General features: G+C 54.1%; 16 protein-coding genes. All 16 read right to left on the bottom strand.

Going from position 1 to position 15,884, the window contains the following annotated elements; genetic code table 11:
- Positions 1–19: 19 nt before the first annotated feature.
- Positions 20–1,000 carry a flagellar motor switch protein FliM gene (fliM, locus tag GJT30_11650; protein MSM40263.1) on the bottom strand — a complete coding sequence of 327 codons (981 nt, stop codon included), beginning with the start codon at positions 998–1,000 and terminating at the stop codon, positions 20–22.
- A gap of 48 nt (positions 1,001–1,048) precedes the next feature.
- Positions 1,049–1,567 (bottom strand): flagellar basal body protein FliL, encoded by a 519-nt coding sequence (locus tag GJT30_11645; GenBank protein ID MSM40262.1) that lies wholly within the window; start codon positions 1,565–1,567, stop codon positions 1,049–1,051.
- A 291-nt stretch (positions 1,568–1,858) separates the two neighbouring features.
- The gene (locus GJT30_11640; protein MSM40261.1) at positions 1,859–3,472 is read right to left on the bottom strand and encodes a flagellar hook-basal body complex protein; all 1,614 of its coding nucleotides are present in this window, start codon (positions 3,470–3,472) and stop codon (positions 1,859–1,861) included.
- Positions 3,473–3,580: 108 nt separating this feature from the next.
- Positions 3,581–3,967, bottom strand: coding sequence for a flagellar protein (locus GJT30_11635; protein ID MSM40260.1), 387 nt, complete (start codon positions 3,965–3,967; stop codon positions 3,581–3,583).
- Between the two features lies 1 nt (position 3,968).
- Positions 3,969–4,631, bottom strand: a complete 663-nt coding sequence (locus tag GJT30_11630) for a flagellar hook assembly protein FlgD (GenBank protein MSM40259.1) — start codon at positions 4,629–4,631, stop codon at positions 3,969–3,971.
- A 14-nt stretch (positions 4,632–4,645) separates the two neighbouring features.
- Positions 4,646–6,370 carry a hypothetical protein gene (locus GJT30_11625; protein MSM40258.1) on the bottom strand — a complete coding sequence of 575 codons (1,725 nt, stop codon included), beginning with the start codon at positions 6,368–6,370 and terminating at the stop codon, positions 4,646–4,648.
- A 58-nt stretch (positions 6,371–6,428) separates the two neighbouring features.
- Entirely contained in the window at positions 6,429–6,983 is a 555-nt protein-coding gene (locus tag GJT30_11620) for a hypothetical protein (GenBank protein MSM40257.1), read from the bottom strand.
- A gap of 5 nt (positions 6,984–6,988) precedes the next feature.
- On the bottom strand, positions 6,989–7,426 hold the full coding sequence (gene fliJ, locus GJT30_11615) for a flagellar export protein FliJ (protein ID MSM40256.1): 438 nt from the start codon (positions 7,424–7,426) through the stop codon (positions 6,989–6,991).
- 39 nt (positions 7,427–7,465) lie between these two features.
- The gene (gene fliI / locus GJT30_11610) at positions 7,466–8,764 is read right to left on the bottom strand and encodes a flagellar protein export ATPase FliI (protein ID MSM40255.1); all 1,299 of its coding nucleotides are present in this window, start codon (positions 8,762–8,764) and stop codon (positions 7,466–7,468) included.
- A 36-nt stretch (positions 8,765–8,800) separates the two neighbouring features.
- On the bottom strand, positions 8,801–9,712 hold the full coding sequence (locus GJT30_11605) for a flagellar assembly protein FliH (GenBank protein ID MSM40254.1): 912 nt from the start codon (positions 9,710–9,712) through the stop codon (positions 8,801–8,803).
- Positions 9,609–10,601: a flagellar motor switch protein FliG gene (fliG, locus tag GJT30_11600; GenBank protein MSM40253.1), complete on the bottom strand. Its 993-nt coding sequence runs from the start codon at positions 10,599–10,601 to the stop codon at positions 9,609–9,611. The genes GJT30_11605 and fliG overlap by 104 nt, the downstream gene beginning before the upstream one ends.
- Before the next feature lie 32 nt (positions 10,602–10,633).
- Positions 10,634–12,214, bottom strand: a complete 1,581-nt coding sequence (fliF, locus tag GJT30_11595; GenBank protein ID MSM40252.1) for a flagellar M-ring protein FliF — start codon at positions 12,212–12,214, stop codon at positions 10,634–10,636.
- A 55-nt stretch (positions 12,215–12,269) separates the two neighbouring features.
- Positions 12,270–12,572: a flagellar hook-basal body complex protein FliE gene (gene fliE / locus GJT30_11590; GenBank protein ID MSM40251.1), complete on the bottom strand. Its 303-nt coding sequence runs from the start codon at positions 12,570–12,572 to the stop codon at positions 12,270–12,272.
- A 47-nt stretch (positions 12,573–12,619) separates the two neighbouring features.
- The gene (gene flgC / locus GJT30_11585) at positions 12,620–13,060 is read right to left on the bottom strand and encodes a flagellar basal body rod protein FlgC (protein ID MSM40250.1); all 441 of its coding nucleotides are present in this window, start codon (positions 13,058–13,060) and stop codon (positions 12,620–12,622) included.
- An 18-nt stretch (positions 13,061–13,078) separates the two neighbouring features.
- A complete protein-coding gene (flgB, locus tag GJT30_11580; protein MSM40249.1) occupies positions 13,079–13,510 on the bottom strand; it encodes a flagellar basal body rod protein FlgB in 432 nt (143 codons plus the stop codon).
- Between the two features lie 145 nt (positions 13,511–13,655).
- Positions 13,656–15,836, bottom strand: a complete 2,181-nt coding sequence (locus GJT30_11575) for a tetratricopeptide repeat protein (protein ID MSM40248.1) — start codon at positions 15,834–15,836, stop codon at positions 13,656–13,658.
- Positions 15,837–15,884: the final 48 nt, after the last annotated feature.

The following is a 15,884-nucleotide window of genomic DNA, read 5'->3' as shown; positions in this document are numbered from 1 at the left end:
GTCAACGGGATCTGCCACCTTAGCCCCCTCTCTCAACCAGTTTTGTTACCTGTACCGCTTTGTTGCCGCCACGCACTCCCGGCAGCCCCAGCAATTTTCCGACACCACCAACCGTTATCATCAGTTCGTTTCCAGAACGGACATTGTCCAGCATCACCGTATCGCCGGGGGTGAGGTGCAGAAGGTCTGCCAGGGTAATCTGCGCATGACCCATTTCCACCGACAATTCGAGCGGTGCTTCCAAGAGCTCCTCGGACAGTCGGTAGGACCAGCGCGGGTCAACGGCCATCATGTCGAATTGGGCACCGGCCTTGAGCTTGTCGCGAATCGGATCGATGGTCATGTAGGGCAAGACAAACGCCAAGTTGCCCACAGTATCTTCGATCTGAATCTGCAGGCTCATGGTAATGACCATGTAGTCCGGCGGCACAATGCTGACCATGCGCGGGTTTATTTCCATCTTAAGCATGCTCATATGGGTCTGGTGCAACGGTGCCCACGCCTTTTCCATGTCGGCGAGCATGTCCTTGACGATTTTCTCCACCAGCCTCAGCTCGATGGAGGTAAAGGTGCGGTTGTTCTCCGGTATTTTGGGAGTACCGGTTCCCCCCAGGATGGCATCGACTATGGCAAACACCAGGGTGCTGTCGAAAGCTATCATCGCAGCACCTTTGAGGGGATCGATCTTGTAGATTGCCAGACAGACCGGCGAAGGAAGAGTCTGCAGAAAATCATCGAACTTGAAGGCGCGGGCGCCACCCTTCTTGATCTCCACAATCTTGCGCAACCGGTTGGAAAGACTGGCCCGGTTGTAGCGGATGAAGTTATCGTAGATGATGTCAAGATTCGGGATATACCCTTTGGAGGAATCGGAACTGAAGAGGTTGTAATTGCTTACCCCCCCGGATTCCTTGGCCAATTCCTTTTCAGGGTCGATCTTGCCTTCAAAAACCGCCGACAAGAGGGCGTCGATCTCTTCCTTGGTGAGGATGTTCTCCATAGCCGTAGTCCTATTCCGCCAGGAAACGGTGCATACCCGTTTCCATCCTTACTGCACCACAAAATCGGTGAAATAGACGCGCGTAACCTTGCCCGGCGGGAGGATCTTGTTCACTGCCGCCAAGATCTCTTCCCGCAATTGATTCTTGCCCTGCAGGTCCTGAATCTCCTGCAGTGTCTTAGTGGTAAGCAGCACCAGGATGGCATCACGAAGCGGCGCCTGGCGAGCATCTATCTCCGGCTTGACCTCCGGGCCGGACATCTCGAACTCCACCTTGACCTTCAGGTAGCGTACTTCCTGACCGTCATAAATATTGACTATGAAAGGCTCCAGGGGGAACACCGTACCAGCTACAGGTGCACCTTCTGCACCCCCGCCACCATGGCTGCCGGCCTTTTTCTCAGCCTTTGCCTCTCCGCCCCCCTCTTTCTTGCTGCCACCGCCGAGGGTTAATACCAGCACAACCGCCAGAATAACTACGCCAACAGCTGCACCGATAATGATGAAGAGCTTCTTCTTACTTGCCGGCGCCTGTTCTTCCTTGCCTTGTTCATCTTTGGCAGCCATCCACTCCCTCCTTCTCCGCATTACAAGAACTTTTTACCACAGGCGGACCCTTTGCAACTGGGGTGCCAGTATGGCTGCCGATTGCCAAGTCAAGACTTTGTCCGCCCGAGCAGGCACTAGAGCTGCAACTTCCGCATTGAACGAGGTTTTTATGCCGGGTGCAAAAAGAGGGGGGTAATCCGGAGACAGGTTTTTGGAAGAAGGTGGGTCAGGAATTTGACAGTTCGGGTCAGCAGGAGGGAATTGGCTGGAGAGCCAATGCTCTCCAGCCAATTCGGGTGGTCACAAAGATTACCGCTTGAGGGTCAGCACTTCCTGGGTCATCTCATCGGCAGTGGTGATGGTCTTGGAGTTTGCCGAGAAAGCCCGTTGTGCCTGGATCAGTTTCACAAACTGAGCTGCGAGATCGACGTTGCTCTGCTCCAGTGAATTGGAGAGAACCTTACCGACCCCTGGCGTACTCGCATCGGTGAGCTGGGCCTGACCTGATGCGAGGGTCTCTTCATAGAGTGTCCCCCCCACCTTGGAAAGCCCGTCAGTGGAGGCAAAGCGTGCCAATGCCACCTGGGCGAATTTCTGTGACTGCCCGTTGGTGTAAACGCCAACCACATAACCCTTTTCATCAACGGCTACGCTGGACAGGCTCCCCTGATAATAGCCATCCTGATTCTTGGAATTCACCACGGAAGAGCTGGAGTACTGGGTAGAGGTATTCACCCCGAAATCAAAAAGGAGTGGTTGCGGAGTGGTAACCCCGGGGAATGAGATGTTCTGGGCAGTGGTGGCAGACGGTCCCGCAGTCGGAGAGGTGACGTCGGAAGAGGTAAGAATGCCTCCCGTGCTGTAGGTGAGTGTCCCGTCAACCCAGGAAGGCGTTCCCCCAGCTATGTTGGAATGCCATTCCCAGGCGTTGACGCCGGTTTTCCGAAAATAGGTAGTGGTGGTATGCGGGTTCCCCTGGGAATCGTAGATGGTCATGCTGTTGGAGAAGTTGGAGGTTCCCACCGGATCGGTCGTACTGAAGGCGGTAGCCGGGGTAGTCGTAGTGGCTGAGACAGCCGCGGTGGATGCTGCGGCATTTTGCGTCACACCGGAAAGTCCGAAGACAACCTGCTGCGCAGTGCCGTCTATGGTGATGCTGGTGGTGGCATCCGTGGGAGCGGGGAAGGTGATGCTACCGGAAGCAGAAGCGGTTGCCGGGGTTGCACCGGTCACGTCAGCCGACCATGACCAGGAATCGGCTGCCGTCTTGGTAAAGGTAATGTTGACGTCTCGCGTCACACCGCTACTGTCGGTTATGGTTGTAGCCAGAGGACCGACGGTCCCCCCCACGGCAGTGGCGGAGTCCAGGTTACCAGTCAGGGTAAGCGCAGAACTCACGCCACCGGGAATGGTCTGGGTGGAGTCGAGGTTCATAACCGTTTCGAGGGTTGTTGTCATCTTCGGTGCGAGAGTAGCGAAATTGGTCTTGTCAATGGCACCTAAAACCCCGTTGCTCGTCCCAGTGGTCTGGTTGATACCATAACCCATGACCTGAAGTCCGTCCGGGTTGACGAGAATCTGGTTTTCATCAAAGCTGAATGCGCCGGCCCTGGTATAGCGCATGGCCTCACCGGGGCTCTGCACGACAAAGAAGGCATCGCCCTGGATGGCAAGGTCGGTCACATTTTCGGTGGTCTCGAATGATCCTTGGCCGAAGTTGTTCTGGACCGCCTGGATCTGGACGCCGCGGCCGACTTGGGAGTTGTTGCCGACTGATGCGGAAAGAACGTCGGAGAAAAGCATCCTGCCTGATTTAAAGCCGGTGGTATTGACGTTGGAGATGTTGTTGCCGAGAACCGATATTGCCTCACCATTGGCGGAGAGACCGCTGATACCGGTAAACATTGCGGATGTAATACTCATGATTGCCTCCTCTGGCTCTTGTTGTCGGGTACGTCAGTCGGTCGGTACCCCACGGGCTTCCTTCTGGAGGGCCAGCCCGTATTGCTGTTGTTCGTGCTGTTCTTTAGCCTAAATCACCACTGCTGAATCAATGTTGGTAAACACGTTTCCCCGCATCGATTCTCTGTCGACAGCCGTAACCACGGTGCGGTTTTTCACACTGACGACCAGTGCCGCATCGCCAAGCATTACCAGCGACTCTCGTCCACCTTTTTGGGCAACGCTGTCCACTGCCCCTTCGAGTTTCTGCAGATCGCTTTCGGTCAGGGTAATCCCCCGGGACCGCAGCCGTTCCTGGGCATGCTGGGAAAACCGGACTCCCTGCGACGGAAGCTTTTCATCGAGTATCCTGGCAAATTGGTTACGGTTTTCTGCGCTGCCGGACTGTTTCGGCCGGGGTGCAGGTTGCGGCGTGGTGACCTGGATCGGATTGGGGATGAAGATCCTGTCAACCACATCAGGCTCCTTTCACGTTGATAATATCGTCCAGCGGTACGTCTATTCCTCCCAGGGAGAGGACAGGAACCGTCCCTTCCAGGGATACGCCATCAACCTTTCCCTGCACCAGAGTCGTAGCGGTAACTTCCTGGCCGGTTGCATTGGTTGCTTTGACCGCAAAGGTGTAGGCCCCCGCGGGAAGAGCTTGGCCGGTATTGCTTTTGCCATCCCAAGTGAGGCTGTTAAGCCCTTCCTGGCACTTCCCCCCAGTGAGTGTTCTCACCAAGGCACCGTTTGCATCACGTATCTCTGCCGACACTTTTTGGGCAGATGATGCAAGGGTAAAGGAGAGCGTTGGCTGGCTGCCATCGGCAAGATTGACCTGCGAGCCCTTGGCGGTAACGGTATTCCCCAGGAACGAAACAGCTGCAACACTGGTTGAATTCCCTTGGGCGTTGATCAGGTTTTCCAGATTGGAATTGGTATTGTACGCCTGCTCCACCTGGGTCAGCTGTGCCAACTGGGAGACAAACTGCGTGCCGTCCATGGGGTTGAGCGGGTCCTGGTTCTGCATTTGCGCAATGAACAGCTTCAGGAAATCATCCTTGTTCATGCCGGTCGCCTTTTTCATGGCGGCCGCGCCGGAACTGGCGTCAGTTGCTGTAGTAGTTGCATTGACCATAGGTGTCACCTCCTTTACATGATCATGTCCAGCAGGGCGTTTTCCTGAGGTTTCCAGGACGGTACCGCTGCTTGCTCCGCTTCTCCGGCGGCATGGCCGGTCAACCAACTCGCCAGACGGGGAGCAACCTGCGGCTGCTCCTGCTGACGCCCTTCGCGAAAACCCTGGTTGAAGAACTGACGACTGTCAGTCGAAACGTCGAATCGCTCCATAGACACATTCTGCCTTGCCAGCGCTTCCTTCAGCGAGTCAGCACCCTGCAGCAATGCGTCCTTCACCGTTTGATTCTCAGCTACGATCTCCACGCGCACCTTCTGGTCGTCCATGCGCACATTGATCTTCAGCTCACCCAAATGTTCTGGGTGCAACCTGATGGTAACCTGGCTGCTGTCGGCAACAAAACGATGCTCAGCCAGTTTTTCCTTCACCTGATTGACGATCTGCTCTCGGGACGGTGTGGCAGTCCCCTCAGGTGCTGTCGCCTGTCCGGCTGCCAGCTGCTGGGAAGCCGCTTCTTTCGCAAACAGGTTGTGCATGCCATGCTGGAGCCCTTCTTTCTTGACATCGGAAGGTTGCGAATTCCGCTGATCCAGGCCAGTTCCCTGTTCCTGGGCGGAAGATTCTTCGCTCACCACCAGTATCTCGATCTTACCGGGATCCATCCCCTCCTGCTCAGCAGCTGACTGGAGAGGCTCTTCGCTAGCCATCCTCTCGCCGGCAGTCCCCTTCTGGGTCGCCTGGGCTGCAAACATCGCTTTTTCCTGCAGGAATCTGCCGGCCTTTACTTCATGGAGATCGGTAGAAACTGCAACCTGCGTGGAGGAATCCCGGGCAACGGGGGGAGTAACTTCAGGGGCAGCCCCTGTCAGGCTTCCGACCGTGTTGTTATCTGTCAGCTTCATAGGTGACGGCTGTTCAGTTGCACGCCGCTCGACCGGTCCTGCCTGTACTGGAGCAAGAGCCGGAGCTGTCCCGTTTGCATGCAGGACCGACTGGTCGGCAGAGGAATTGTTCGTCCCCTGCTGTGCCTGCATGAGCGAGCTGTTGAGCGCCGATACGAGCTGTGTCAGTGTTTCCAGTGCCTCACTCGTCTGGTCCGGCTGTCCGCCCGACTCGTTCATCAGGAGACCTGTCAACTCTCCTTCCTTTATGGTTGTCGCAGGGTTTAAGGCTCCGCGCAATTCCTCCTGCGTGGCTTCAGTCAACGAACCACCCTGGGTCATCAGGCTCCGGACTTCTTCCAGGAGTTGCTCAACCTTTTGAGCATCTGCGCTTTCGCTTTCACTGCTTCCCACCTTCCGACCTTCTGTCAGTTGGTTGTGAAGGGCATTGAGCAGATGTATTACCGATAGTGCCGCTGCATTTTCCCCGGAAAGAACTGCAGGGTCTGGCAGGGTCGAATCATTCTCGTCCGCGGGCTTTTCTGCCGTTGTTCCCATCTCCTGCAACAGTTGCCCTTCTGCAAGCAGAGGAGCGGAAGTCGTCATTTCTGGAGTATTACCATTATTCCCCTGTACCAGCGGCAGAACGGCTTCCGAACCGATCTCCTGGTGAGGAGTACCCAGCAGTCGGGAAATCAACTCCCCGAACGCCGGAGCATTACCGGCTTTGCCGGCAGTAGCCGCCCCATCCTGAACCTGAACCCCTGCGGGACTCCCTGCTGTCACGACATTCTGACTGGCAACCTGCACCATACTGCACATCATTGACATTTCCATATCTGTCTCACCTCCTTTCATTTTTGGATTTTGCACCACCCCAGAACAGCCGGCTTTCCCGGTTATCCTGGAGAAACCGTCAACGCTTGATACCTGACTGAAGATTTTCCTTGATCCATTTCAACAACCGTTGCTGGCTTATGTATTTTGCCAGCTTCAGTACGGTCTTCTGGTCGTATTTCTCTAGAAGACCGATGGCAATCGGCTCCTCCAGCTTATCCATGATCTTGGCCGCCTCTTCCGGCCGCATGGCCTTGAGAAGCTTGAACATTTTCATGTATTTCGCATTTGCCAGCTCCGCTTCTCGCTTTTTCTTTTCATTAAGGGCATCCTCAAAGCTCTTCTGGGCTGCGTTCAGTGCCTTGAGACGGGCATCGAGCCCGGAAGAGATCCGGTTGAGTTCCTGTTCTTTGGCGGCAAGTGCCGCTTCCTTCTCCATGAGCTGTTGGCGACGCTTCTCAAGCCCCATCAGCTCTTCCGCCACGTTCTTCTGTTGGGCCTCCGGCTTGCCCGGATCAGTCCCTTTAGCGGCTCCCCCCACAGGCATCGCCGAGTGCAGCACCGTCGCCCCCCCGCTGATGAGCCAGATTGCAACGGCTCCTGCAACAAGCACGGTTATGACCAGTTTTTTCATCTGTCTCAGCGACCTTTCTTCTGAATCGCAATCTCGTCCAGGAAATGCCGGTCCTTGGCCATCTCGTCCTTCACATCTGCTGCAATCTTACGATCCTTGAAGGTCTCAAGGACTTTCTTTTCCTTTGCTGCATGCAGAAGGGTCTCCCGCTTCTCGGTAACCTTGCAGTCCAGGGTGTGGACCTCATCACGCTGCTGATTGATTTCGCCCTGCTTTTTCCGGAAGAAGTTTGCATACATCTGCAGCTCTACGGCATCGATCCCATCCGTCTGTTTGCAGACAAACTCATGGGCAACATGAGCCGCATGCTCTTCTTCGCGCCGCAACCGCTCCGCAGCATGCTCTAATTCACGCTTGGCATCCGCAAATTCCAGTGTCCGCACCTTCTCGACTTCCTTGCGGTAGTTCAATACCTGTTGAAGCTTGAATCCCTTCTTATGCATCTTTTACTCCTGCCACCCCGACTCCAATCTTGTCCGGAGTCAATGCGCCAGCCCTTCGCCAAAGAGCCCTTTCAGCTTTTCCACTGCCTGACCTATGCTGATGCCATTATGAATATCCTGTTTTATGAAGGCGGTCATATCTTCCATCTTGGCAATGGCGCTGTCGATTTTCGGATTGCTCCCCGCCTTGTAGGCACCAATGTTGATGAGGTCTTCAGACTGTCGATACACTGCCATCAATTCCTTGAATTTCCCTGCCATCTGCTGTTGCTCTCGCTCGGTCACATCGATCATGACCCTGCTGGCACTGGCCAGGACATCGATGGGAGGATAGACGTTCCGTGCTGCGAGTTCGCGGGAAAGCGTAATGTGCCCGTCAAGAATGCTCCGCATGGCATCGGAAACCGGCTCATTGAAGTCATCTCCTTCTACCAGGACAGTATAGAGCCCCGTGATGCTACCGTTCTGGAAGTTGCCTGACCTTTCAAGCAGTTTGGGCAAAGCGGCAAAGACCGACGGCGTATACCCCTTGGTTGTCGGCGGTTCACCGATCGCCAATCCGACTTCCCTCATGGCCATAGCGAACCGGGTAGCCGAATCCATCATCAGGAGCACCTTCTTCCCCTTGGACTGGAAATATTCGGCAATGGTTGTGGCAATGTAAGCGCCACGCATGCGAACCAGCGGTGGTTGATCGGATGTGGCAACCACCAGCACCGATTTCTTGAGGCCCTCTTCCTGCAGATCCTTTTCGATGAACTCTCTCAGCTCCCGGCCACGCTCCCCAATCAGTGCTATCACGTTGATATCGGCTTCGGTGTAGCGGGCAATCATACCGAGCATGGTGGACTTCCCCACACCGGAGCCGGCAAATATCCCCACCCGTTGCCCCTCGCCACAGGTCAAAAGGCCGTTGATCGCCCTGATCCCCAAGTCGAGCGGCTTTCTGATGGGAGAACGCTTGAGTGGATTGACCGGTGTCGCGTAAATGGGGTATTCCTCCTCGGCAACGATCGGCCCTTTATCGTCGATGGGAATGCCGAGCCCGTCAATAACACGACCGAGCAGGCCAGGCCCCACCCTCATGGATGCCTTTTGCCGACGCATGGTTATGAGGCTCCCCAGCCCCACCCCCCGCAACTCTCCCAACGGCATCAGGAGCGTCTTGTTGTCACGGAACCCTACTACTTCGGCAAGAATGGGGTCTCCATCAGTGGTGTGAATCTCGCACAGGCTTCCAACCGCAGTATCGGGGCAGTAACCCTCGATTACCAAACCGACCACCTGGGTCACCTTCCCATGAAAGCGCACCAGTTTCAGGTCGTTTATGACCGACATGTAGCGCGGCAGATGGATAGCCGATTCACTCACGGCCTATCCCTCTTCAGCAAGTTTGATGGACGGTTCATAGGGTATTCCCCGTTCTTCGAGGCAGCGGCGAAATATCTCCTCAAGCTGAACCTCAACCCGCGCATCGACCGTTCCGGTCGGCGTTTCCACTTGACACCCGCCGAGCTTCACCGACTCGTCGGGAGCAAGGGTAATCCGACCTTCTTCATCGGCCACCGGGAGAAACTCCTGCCTGTTTTCCATGAATAGACGATAGTCGTCCGGGTTGAGACGAACAGTGATCTTGTCAAACTCTGAACAGCAGTTAATCGTTTCGTTCACGATATTTGCCAGTATCCTCTGGTCGCTTTTCAACTCTTGCAAGATGATCTTGCGCGCAATAAGGATTGACAGAGCGAGCAGATCCCCCTCGCTCTCCCGGAAAACCCTCTCGCGCAGTGAATCAAGCCCCTCCAGCCCATCCCGCAATGCCTTGAACACATTGGACAGGCCGCGCTCCGCAGCCTGTTTCCCCTCATCCAACCCACGAGCGTAAGCCTCGGCGACCCGACGTTGCAGATCATCCTCGGCAATGGCGATCATCCCTGCTTCCAAAGTTTCCCTGACCGATTCGCCACCAGCCTCATCCAGCGGGTCCTGAGTCAATCCCAGTACTCGGTGTTCAGCTTCTTCTCCTCGCGGCCCTGCCGCGTCATTGAAAAACAACGGAGTAAATCCGTCAGCTTCAAGGTAGACATTTTTCGCGTCATTCTCGTCGTCGGCATTCCCGATCAGCACCTGGTAATTGACATTATGAACCCGATGATCCTTGAGCTGATCGGGCTTGATGACCTTAGACGAGAACATCGTCGCCCCCGCGGCCCGCAATGACAACCTTGCCGTCTTCCTCCATCTTCCGCACGATCTTGATGATTTCCGACTGGGCCTTTTCCACATCGGAAAGCCGCACCGGTCCCATGACCTCCAGGTCTTCCTTGATCATCTCGGCGGCGCGGCTGGAGATATTGCGGAATATCTTGTCCTTCACTTCGTCGGTAGTGGCCTTCATGGCAAGGGTGAGTGTATCGTTGGAAACCTCGCGCATGATTGCCTGAATCGAACGATCGTCGAGCTTGAAAATATCCTCGAAGGTAAAGAGGTGCTTGCGAATGATCTCGGCCAATGGCGGATTCATGACATCCAGTTTGTCGAGGATATGTTTCTCTTTGCTGCGGTCCAGATGATTGAACATCTCCACGACCTTTTCCACACCACCGACCTTGAAGCGCTGTATCCCTCCCATGGCAGTCAATTCGCGCCGGATCACGTCATCTATATCATTGAGTATCTCGGGAGAAACCTGGTCCACGTCAGCAATCCGGATAACCACTTCGGCCTGGAGATCAAGTGGTAAATGCCCCACGATTTCACTGGTCTGCTTGGGTCTCAGCTTGGCGACAATAACGGCAATGGTCTGTGGATGCTCCTGGGACAGAAAGTTGGCAATCGTCTTGGCGTCCATGTTGGACAGGATATCCTCTATGTCGCCATAGTCGGCCGTCTGCATCTCCTGGAGCAGCATCTCGGCCTTTTGCGGTCCCAGCGCCTTTTCCAGGATCTTACGGACGAATTCGTCTCCCTTGGAGAAAAAACCCGCTTCCGGACTGGTAATCTGATGGAATTCACTCACTACTTCCTGAATGACCGGAAGGGTGACATGACCAAGATTGGCCATGCTCTGACTGATCTTTTTGATATCAAGATCGTCCAGATGCGAAAAGACCTTGCTGGTCGCTTCGGTCCCCACATATAGCAATAATATGGCAGCCTTTTCAGCTCCCGTCATAGCATCCCTCTACATTCCCGATCTACGGTTCCCTACTTGCTGCTTTCCAGCCAGTTTTTGATAACCTGAGAAGCCTGGTAGGGCTCGGTTTTGATCTTCTCGATCAATTCCACCTGACTGGCCGCCTGACTGGAAAGCTGCTGTTTTTGAGCCTGAATCATCTGCTTGATCTGTTCCTCAGGGGATTCCAATGGTTCAAACGTCGTTGTTGCTACTCCTCTGCCGATGGATTTGAGCAACGGCCGGATGACAAGGAACAGGAGAGCAAAAAACCCTATGCCGATGAGCAGATTCTTGATCAGTGCCAGGAATATGGGGGCATTCCACCAGGGTTCCTTATCAGCTGTACCGCCTTCTTCCGTCTCCTGGAACGGAATATTGGCAACTGTTACCTGGTCTCCGCGTTCGGTATTGAAACCTACGGAACTCTTTACCAGTGCTTCGATCTTTTGCAGTTCATCGGGGGATCGTGGGGTATATTTCGCCTTTGCCGCCACCCCATCCTTCCCTGGGGCACCGGGCTCATACTTGCCGTCCACCAGGATCGCCACTGATACCTTGGCCAGCGTCCCTACCGGCTCGATGGTCCGTGCAGTGGAACGGCTCACTTCGTAGTTGAGGGTTTCGTCGCTTTTCGAACTACCGCCAGCAGCCTGCTGGGGAGCGCCCTGGGTGCGGCCGAGGTTCGTCTGCACTCCGGGGACCCCCGCTAGCGCACCGCCACTACCCTTCTCTTCGCTACGCTGCTCGCTGCGAACTGCCGCTGCTTCCGGATCGTAGCGCTCCTCGAATTTCTCAACCTGCTTGAAGTTGAATGTCGCTGAAACCCTGGCAACTGACTTGCCGCTCCCCACAACTTTGTCAAGCAATGACTGGAGCCGTTCCTCTGTTGCCCGTTCGAATGTCCGCTGCGTCTCCTGCATGGAACTGGTCAGCTTCGTGGTGGGATCCTGGGACCCGGAGCGGCTCAGGAGTTTCCCCTTGCCATCGAGAACCGTCACGTGGTCAGTGTCCAGGCCTTCTACCGACGCAGCCACAAGGTGTACGATCCCCTGGACATCACTGTCCTTCAATGTGCGATTGCCTTTGATTTTGAGGACGATTGAAGCCGTTGGCGGCTTCTCAGCCTCCTTGAAGAGGCTCTTCTCGGGGATGACCAGATGGACTCGCGCCTGTTCGACTCCTGCCAGTTGCGAAATAGTGCGCGAAAGCTCCCCCTGCATGGCTCGCTGATAGTTGAGCTTCTGCACGAATTCGGTCATGCCGAAATTTTTGCGATCAAATATCTCGTACCCAACTCCTCCACCCTGCGGAAGACCTTCTGATGCCAGCGAAAGTCGCAAGTCATACACCTTGTCGACAGGCACCAGGATCGCCTTGCCGTCTGCGGCAATACGGTAGGGGACCTTCTGTTCCTTCAGTTTCTTGACGATCTCACCCGCATCCTCACTAGTGAGGTTGGCAAAGAGCGGTCGATAGTCTGTCCGATTTGCAACAACGATAAGGACAGTGAAGGCAGCAAGGGAAAGGGCGACAACACCCCCAACCAGCCAACGTTTGCCAGGGGTCAGTGCGAGAAATGGCTCAAGAATTTTTTTCAGGCTATCCTGCATGCATTATCCTACGTGATTAAGTTCAGGAAACTGCCAGGTTTCCTTTGACAACAGGTTAAACCGGCATCCGCATGATTTCTTGATAGGCCTCTACTGCCTTGTTGCGGACCTGGGTAATAAACTGAAACGAGACGCTGGCCTTTTCCATGGCGATCATGACTTCGTGAAGAGCTTTTGTCTCCCCTGTAGCAAGTTGCTGAATTGCCTTGTCAGATGCCATTTGGGAACTGTTGACCTTGTCGATCATTTCACCGAGGTATTTGCTGAAACCCTCTACAGGAGCAGCTGATTTCGCTCCACTAGGGGAAGGAAACGCCCCCGATATACCGAATCCACTCTCAATTCCCTTGATATCCATCATTCCTCCTCACAATCGGAGCCTTACTCAAGCAGGGCTGCAGCCGGTTATTTCCCAATCTCCAAGGTTTTCATTGCCATACTCTTGGTGGCCTGAACCGCGGTCACGTTTGCTTCGTACGTGCGGCTGGAAGCGATCATGTCGGCCATTTCCTCCACTACATTGACATTCGGGAAGGCCACATACCCCTGGGCATCCGCATCGGGATGCGAAGGATCGTATTGCAAACGAGGCGGATTCTGATCTTCTACGATCTGAACCACCTGTACCCTCTGCCCTCCTTTTTGCGCAGCCCTCTCCAAGGCGGCACCAAATGAGCCGGTTTGAGGCTGAGCCGTCGCGAATACAGCGTCTTTTCGCTTGTAAGGCCCCCCTTCGGCAGTCCGCGTGCTGTTGGCATTGGCCAGGTTGCTGGAAATCAGGTTCATTCGAGTCCGTTCAGCAGTCAATGCTGAAGAACTGATGTCCATTGATGAAAAGAAATCCATTTGCTCCTCCTCTTACTGCTACTGCCCTTTAATAGCCAATTTCAGCCCTTCGAATTTCTTATTGAGCATCTGCACAGATGCATTAAACATAATCTGGTTGGACGCCAGGTTTCCCATTTCCTGCTCCATTTCCACGGCATTGCCGTCACGACCGGGAATGGCTGCAGGAGTTTGAATGACCGTACCATGGACTTCCGATACGCCTCCAGCCATCCCCTTCAAGGGAATATGACGGGGATTGGTGAGGCTGCCTGTAGCTCTATTCTTGTTGTTTGATTGGGATTTGAGGGCATCTCGCAATTCTCCCTCAAATGAAAGCACCGAGGGGACATAATTCGGCGTCTCGGCATTGGCAAGATTCGCTGATATCTGATTATGATTTTTTGCCCGGAGATCGATATTTTTGCTCAGTAATTCAATGGTCGACCCGAAAATTCCATCTATCGGCATAGCACACCCCCTCGTGTCAATGCCTATGAGCAAAAGCTGTACCAGTTAATTTATTCAATATTTACAGCATATTATAAAATAAACGGGCCACCCTGCAGGATGGCCCGAATACCATTTTTGACAAATGCCATTTTTTTGACTCACCTCAGAGGCGTGCCCCGGTCCGCTCTCTCCATTCCAGGTCGGCCATTGCCTGAGACGCAAGTTTTTGCCAAACTGCATCGCTCCCTTCTTTGAGAATCTTGTCCCAATAACCTTTTGCTTCGGTATTCCTCCCCTCCCGAAGACAAATATCCCCTATTCGATAGAGGAATCGATCGCGGCTGTCGGGTGCAGCCAAGGAAAGCCCAGTCCGGTATGCTTCGAGCGCCGTTGATATGTTCCCTGCGCCATGAAGAGCCGATGCTGCGACAAAGTATGCGTCGGCGACAAGAGGCGAAGCAGCCTTTCTTTGCCTCATCTCTTCGATAAACTGCTCCATTGCCCGACCGGCCAATCTCGACTGTTTTTCAGCCTCGAGGGATTTCCCCAGATAGTAATAACTTTCAGGGAAAGCGGCCTTTGTCCTTGCGTTCAGCAGCCACGCCAGCTCTTCGCGAACCCCTGTCAGATTCCCCTTGCGATATTCGATATCCCCCAGAATTTCTCGAACCCTTGAGGTATCCGTCGTAGCCGGAAAATGCTGCAGGTACTCCCGGGCTGTACTCTCAGCCGTCTTCCAGTCTGCCAAGGCGAGGGCATTGCCAATCATGCGGTTATACATATATGGCGCCTGGGAAGACGCCCATTCTCGGCGCACCAGCCTGGCAAATAGATGCAGTTCGCCCTGTAATTGTCCTAGGTCTGTATATGCCTTGTCGAGATCCCGAATGAAGTTCTGATCGGAAAGACATTTCTCCAGATATGAGACATGCCCTTCTGCTACATCTATAAGGGTCCCGTCGTCATGTGCCGCCATTAAATCACGGTAGACCACTGGTAGGATATCTTCATGCATGGAATGCGCAATGCTGGCAAAAATGCCTCGTGGGTAGCGCTTTTCATAACTTGACACGGCAGAGAGTGCTTCCATGCTGGGACTGAACAGTGCATCGAGCAGGGTTGCCTTGAATAATGCCTCTTCCCGTACGAGGAAGTCGCTTGATCCCAGGGCGATCCTCCGGTAATCGTCCCGAAGGGGAGTGTACTCAACACCATCAACAGTGAGAAAACGCCGGTCGGCCAACTTGAGAGCAGCATGACTGGCTGCCTTGTTTTCCGGGAAATATTTTACAACGGTGCGGTAAAGCACAACAGCTTCAATATCTCGTTTTTGCCGTGCAAGAATATCTGCCAGACGCACCATCAGGATGGGAGCGGTCTTTTTTTCTGCATTACTGGCAATCAAACGGGCAAGCAGTTTTCTTCCCGCTGGGAGATCGCCATTTCTCACCAAGGTGTCTGCATAATAATAAGCAGTTCCGGGACTTAACTGCAAAAACTGAGGCCAGAGACGCTCTCCCTCGCGAAAAAGCTGAAGGGCTCGCGAATAGTCTTGCAGGAGATAGCGGGCTTCACCGGCGCGAAAAGCTGCCAAAGAGCGGACAGTCGACTCTTTACCCAGAAAGGTTTCGAATATCTGACTGGCTTCAGCTGCAACTCCTTTGTAGAGGGCAGCTTCACCCAACAGGAACAACCTCGCTTCCTGGTCGTTCAATTGCCCGCGAAGAGCCTGACTGTCGGTTGGAACAAACGGAAGGTCAGACTTGAGCACCGGGTCGTACTCGCTGATGAACCTGCCTGCACCATTCCAGATGGATTCGCGTCCTTCCGGAAGAGATGGAGCAGTCCTTACTTTTTGGAATGACGGGCCGATATCCAGGGTCAAAACCTCGCCGCATCCATCCAGAACCCGCATCCCTTCAGTTCCATTTTTCAGCGTAATGGTTACAAGCAGAGTTTCTCCACGTTGGGAAACCCAGATACCGCCAATGTGCCGGTCAGCATAGCTGCGAAGCCGACGGAAAAGTGGTCCATTGCTGTTATCGAGGGTAAGTCTGACGCGTTGGGAAGATAGCTCTGTGAAGGTGTGATCCGTTTGGCGGTCTAACTGAAAGACAAGTCGAGTGAATTCCGCATGGGGTCGGATATCAATCCTGCGTAGTCGGGAAGGTATTTCGGCATGTGCATCGGTAATGGCAAAAAATAGTGGGGCAAGCAGGCTACTGATCAGTATTGATACTATCAAGAACCGGTGCATGAACAAGACACACCAGGCGCATTCAATCTCAATGGGTCTTTCAACGGTTCTATTTTTGTTACATGTAATGTGTACAGCACTAAACATGGGCAATGTACCGCAGATTTTACCTTGATATGTAATTGATCACTCAAC

It is taken from the genome of Geobacter sp. (assembly GCA_009684525.1).
GTDB lineage: Bacteria > Desulfobacterota > Desulfuromonadia > Geobacterales > DSM-12255 > Geoanaerobacter.
The sequence above is the reverse complement of the archived record's forward strand: the minus strand, read 5'-3'. Positions and strand labels throughout refer to the sequence as shown.

What these genes read in the sequence shown, in the direction of transcription:
- fliM (MSM40263.1), bottom strand. Translation starts at nt 1,000, where the DNA reads ATGGAGAACATCCTCACCAAGGAAGAGATCGACGCCCTCTTGTCGGCG.
- GJT30_11645 (MSM40262.1), bottom strand. Translation starts at nt 1,567, where the DNA reads ATGGCTGCCAAAGATGAACAAGGCAAGGAAGAACAGGCGCCGGCAAGT.
- GJT30_11640 (MSM40261.1), bottom strand. Translation starts at nt 3,472, where the DNA reads ATGAGTATTACATCCGCAATGTTTACCGGTATCAGCGGTCTCTCCGCC.
- GJT30_11630 (MSM40259.1), bottom strand. Translation starts at nt 4,631, where the DNA reads ATGGTCAATGCAACTACTACAGCAACTGACGCCAGTTCCGGCGCGGCC.
- GJT30_11625 (MSM40258.1), bottom strand. Translation starts at nt 6,370, where the DNA reads ATGAAAGGAGGTGAGACAGATATGGAAATGTCAATGATGTGCAGTATG.
- GJT30_11620 (MSM40257.1), bottom strand. Translation starts at nt 6,983, where the DNA reads ATGAAAAAACTGGTCATAACCGTGCTTGTTGCAGGAGCCGTTGCAATC.
- fliJ (MSM40256.1), bottom strand. Translation starts at nt 7,426, where the DNA reads ATGCATAAGAAGGGATTCAAGCTTCAACAGGTATTGAACTACCGCAAG.
- fliI (MSM40255.1), bottom strand. Translation starts at nt 8,764, where the DNA reads ATGTCGGTCATAAACGACCTGAAACTGGTGCGCTTTCATGGGAAGGTG.
- GJT30_11605 (MSM40254.1), bottom strand. Translation starts at nt 9,712, where the DNA reads ATGTGGAAAAGGCCCAGTCGGAAATCATCAAGATCGTGCGGAAGATGG.
- fliG (MSM40253.1), bottom strand. Translation starts at nt 10,601, where the DNA reads ATGACGGGAGCTGAAAAGGCTGCCATATTATTGCTATATGTGGGGACC.
- fliF (MSM40252.1), bottom strand. Translation starts at nt 12,214, where the DNA reads ATGCAGGATAGCCTGAAAAAAATTCTTGAGCCATTTCTCGCACTGACC.
- fliE (MSM40251.1), bottom strand. Translation starts at nt 12,572, where the DNA reads ATGGATATCAAGGGAATTGAGAGTGGATTCGGTATATCGGGGGCGTTT.
- flgC (MSM40250.1), bottom strand. Translation starts at nt 13,060, where the DNA reads ATGGATTTCTTTTCATCAATGGACATCAGTTCTTCAGCATTGACTGCT.
- flgB (MSM40249.1), bottom strand. Translation starts at nt 13,510, where the DNA reads ATGCCGATAGATGGAATTTTCGGGTCGACCATTGAATTACTGAGCAAA.
- GJT30_11575 (MSM40248.1), bottom strand. Translation starts at nt 15,836, where the DNA reads ATGTTTAGTGCTGTACACATTACATGTAACAAAAATAGAACCGTTGAA.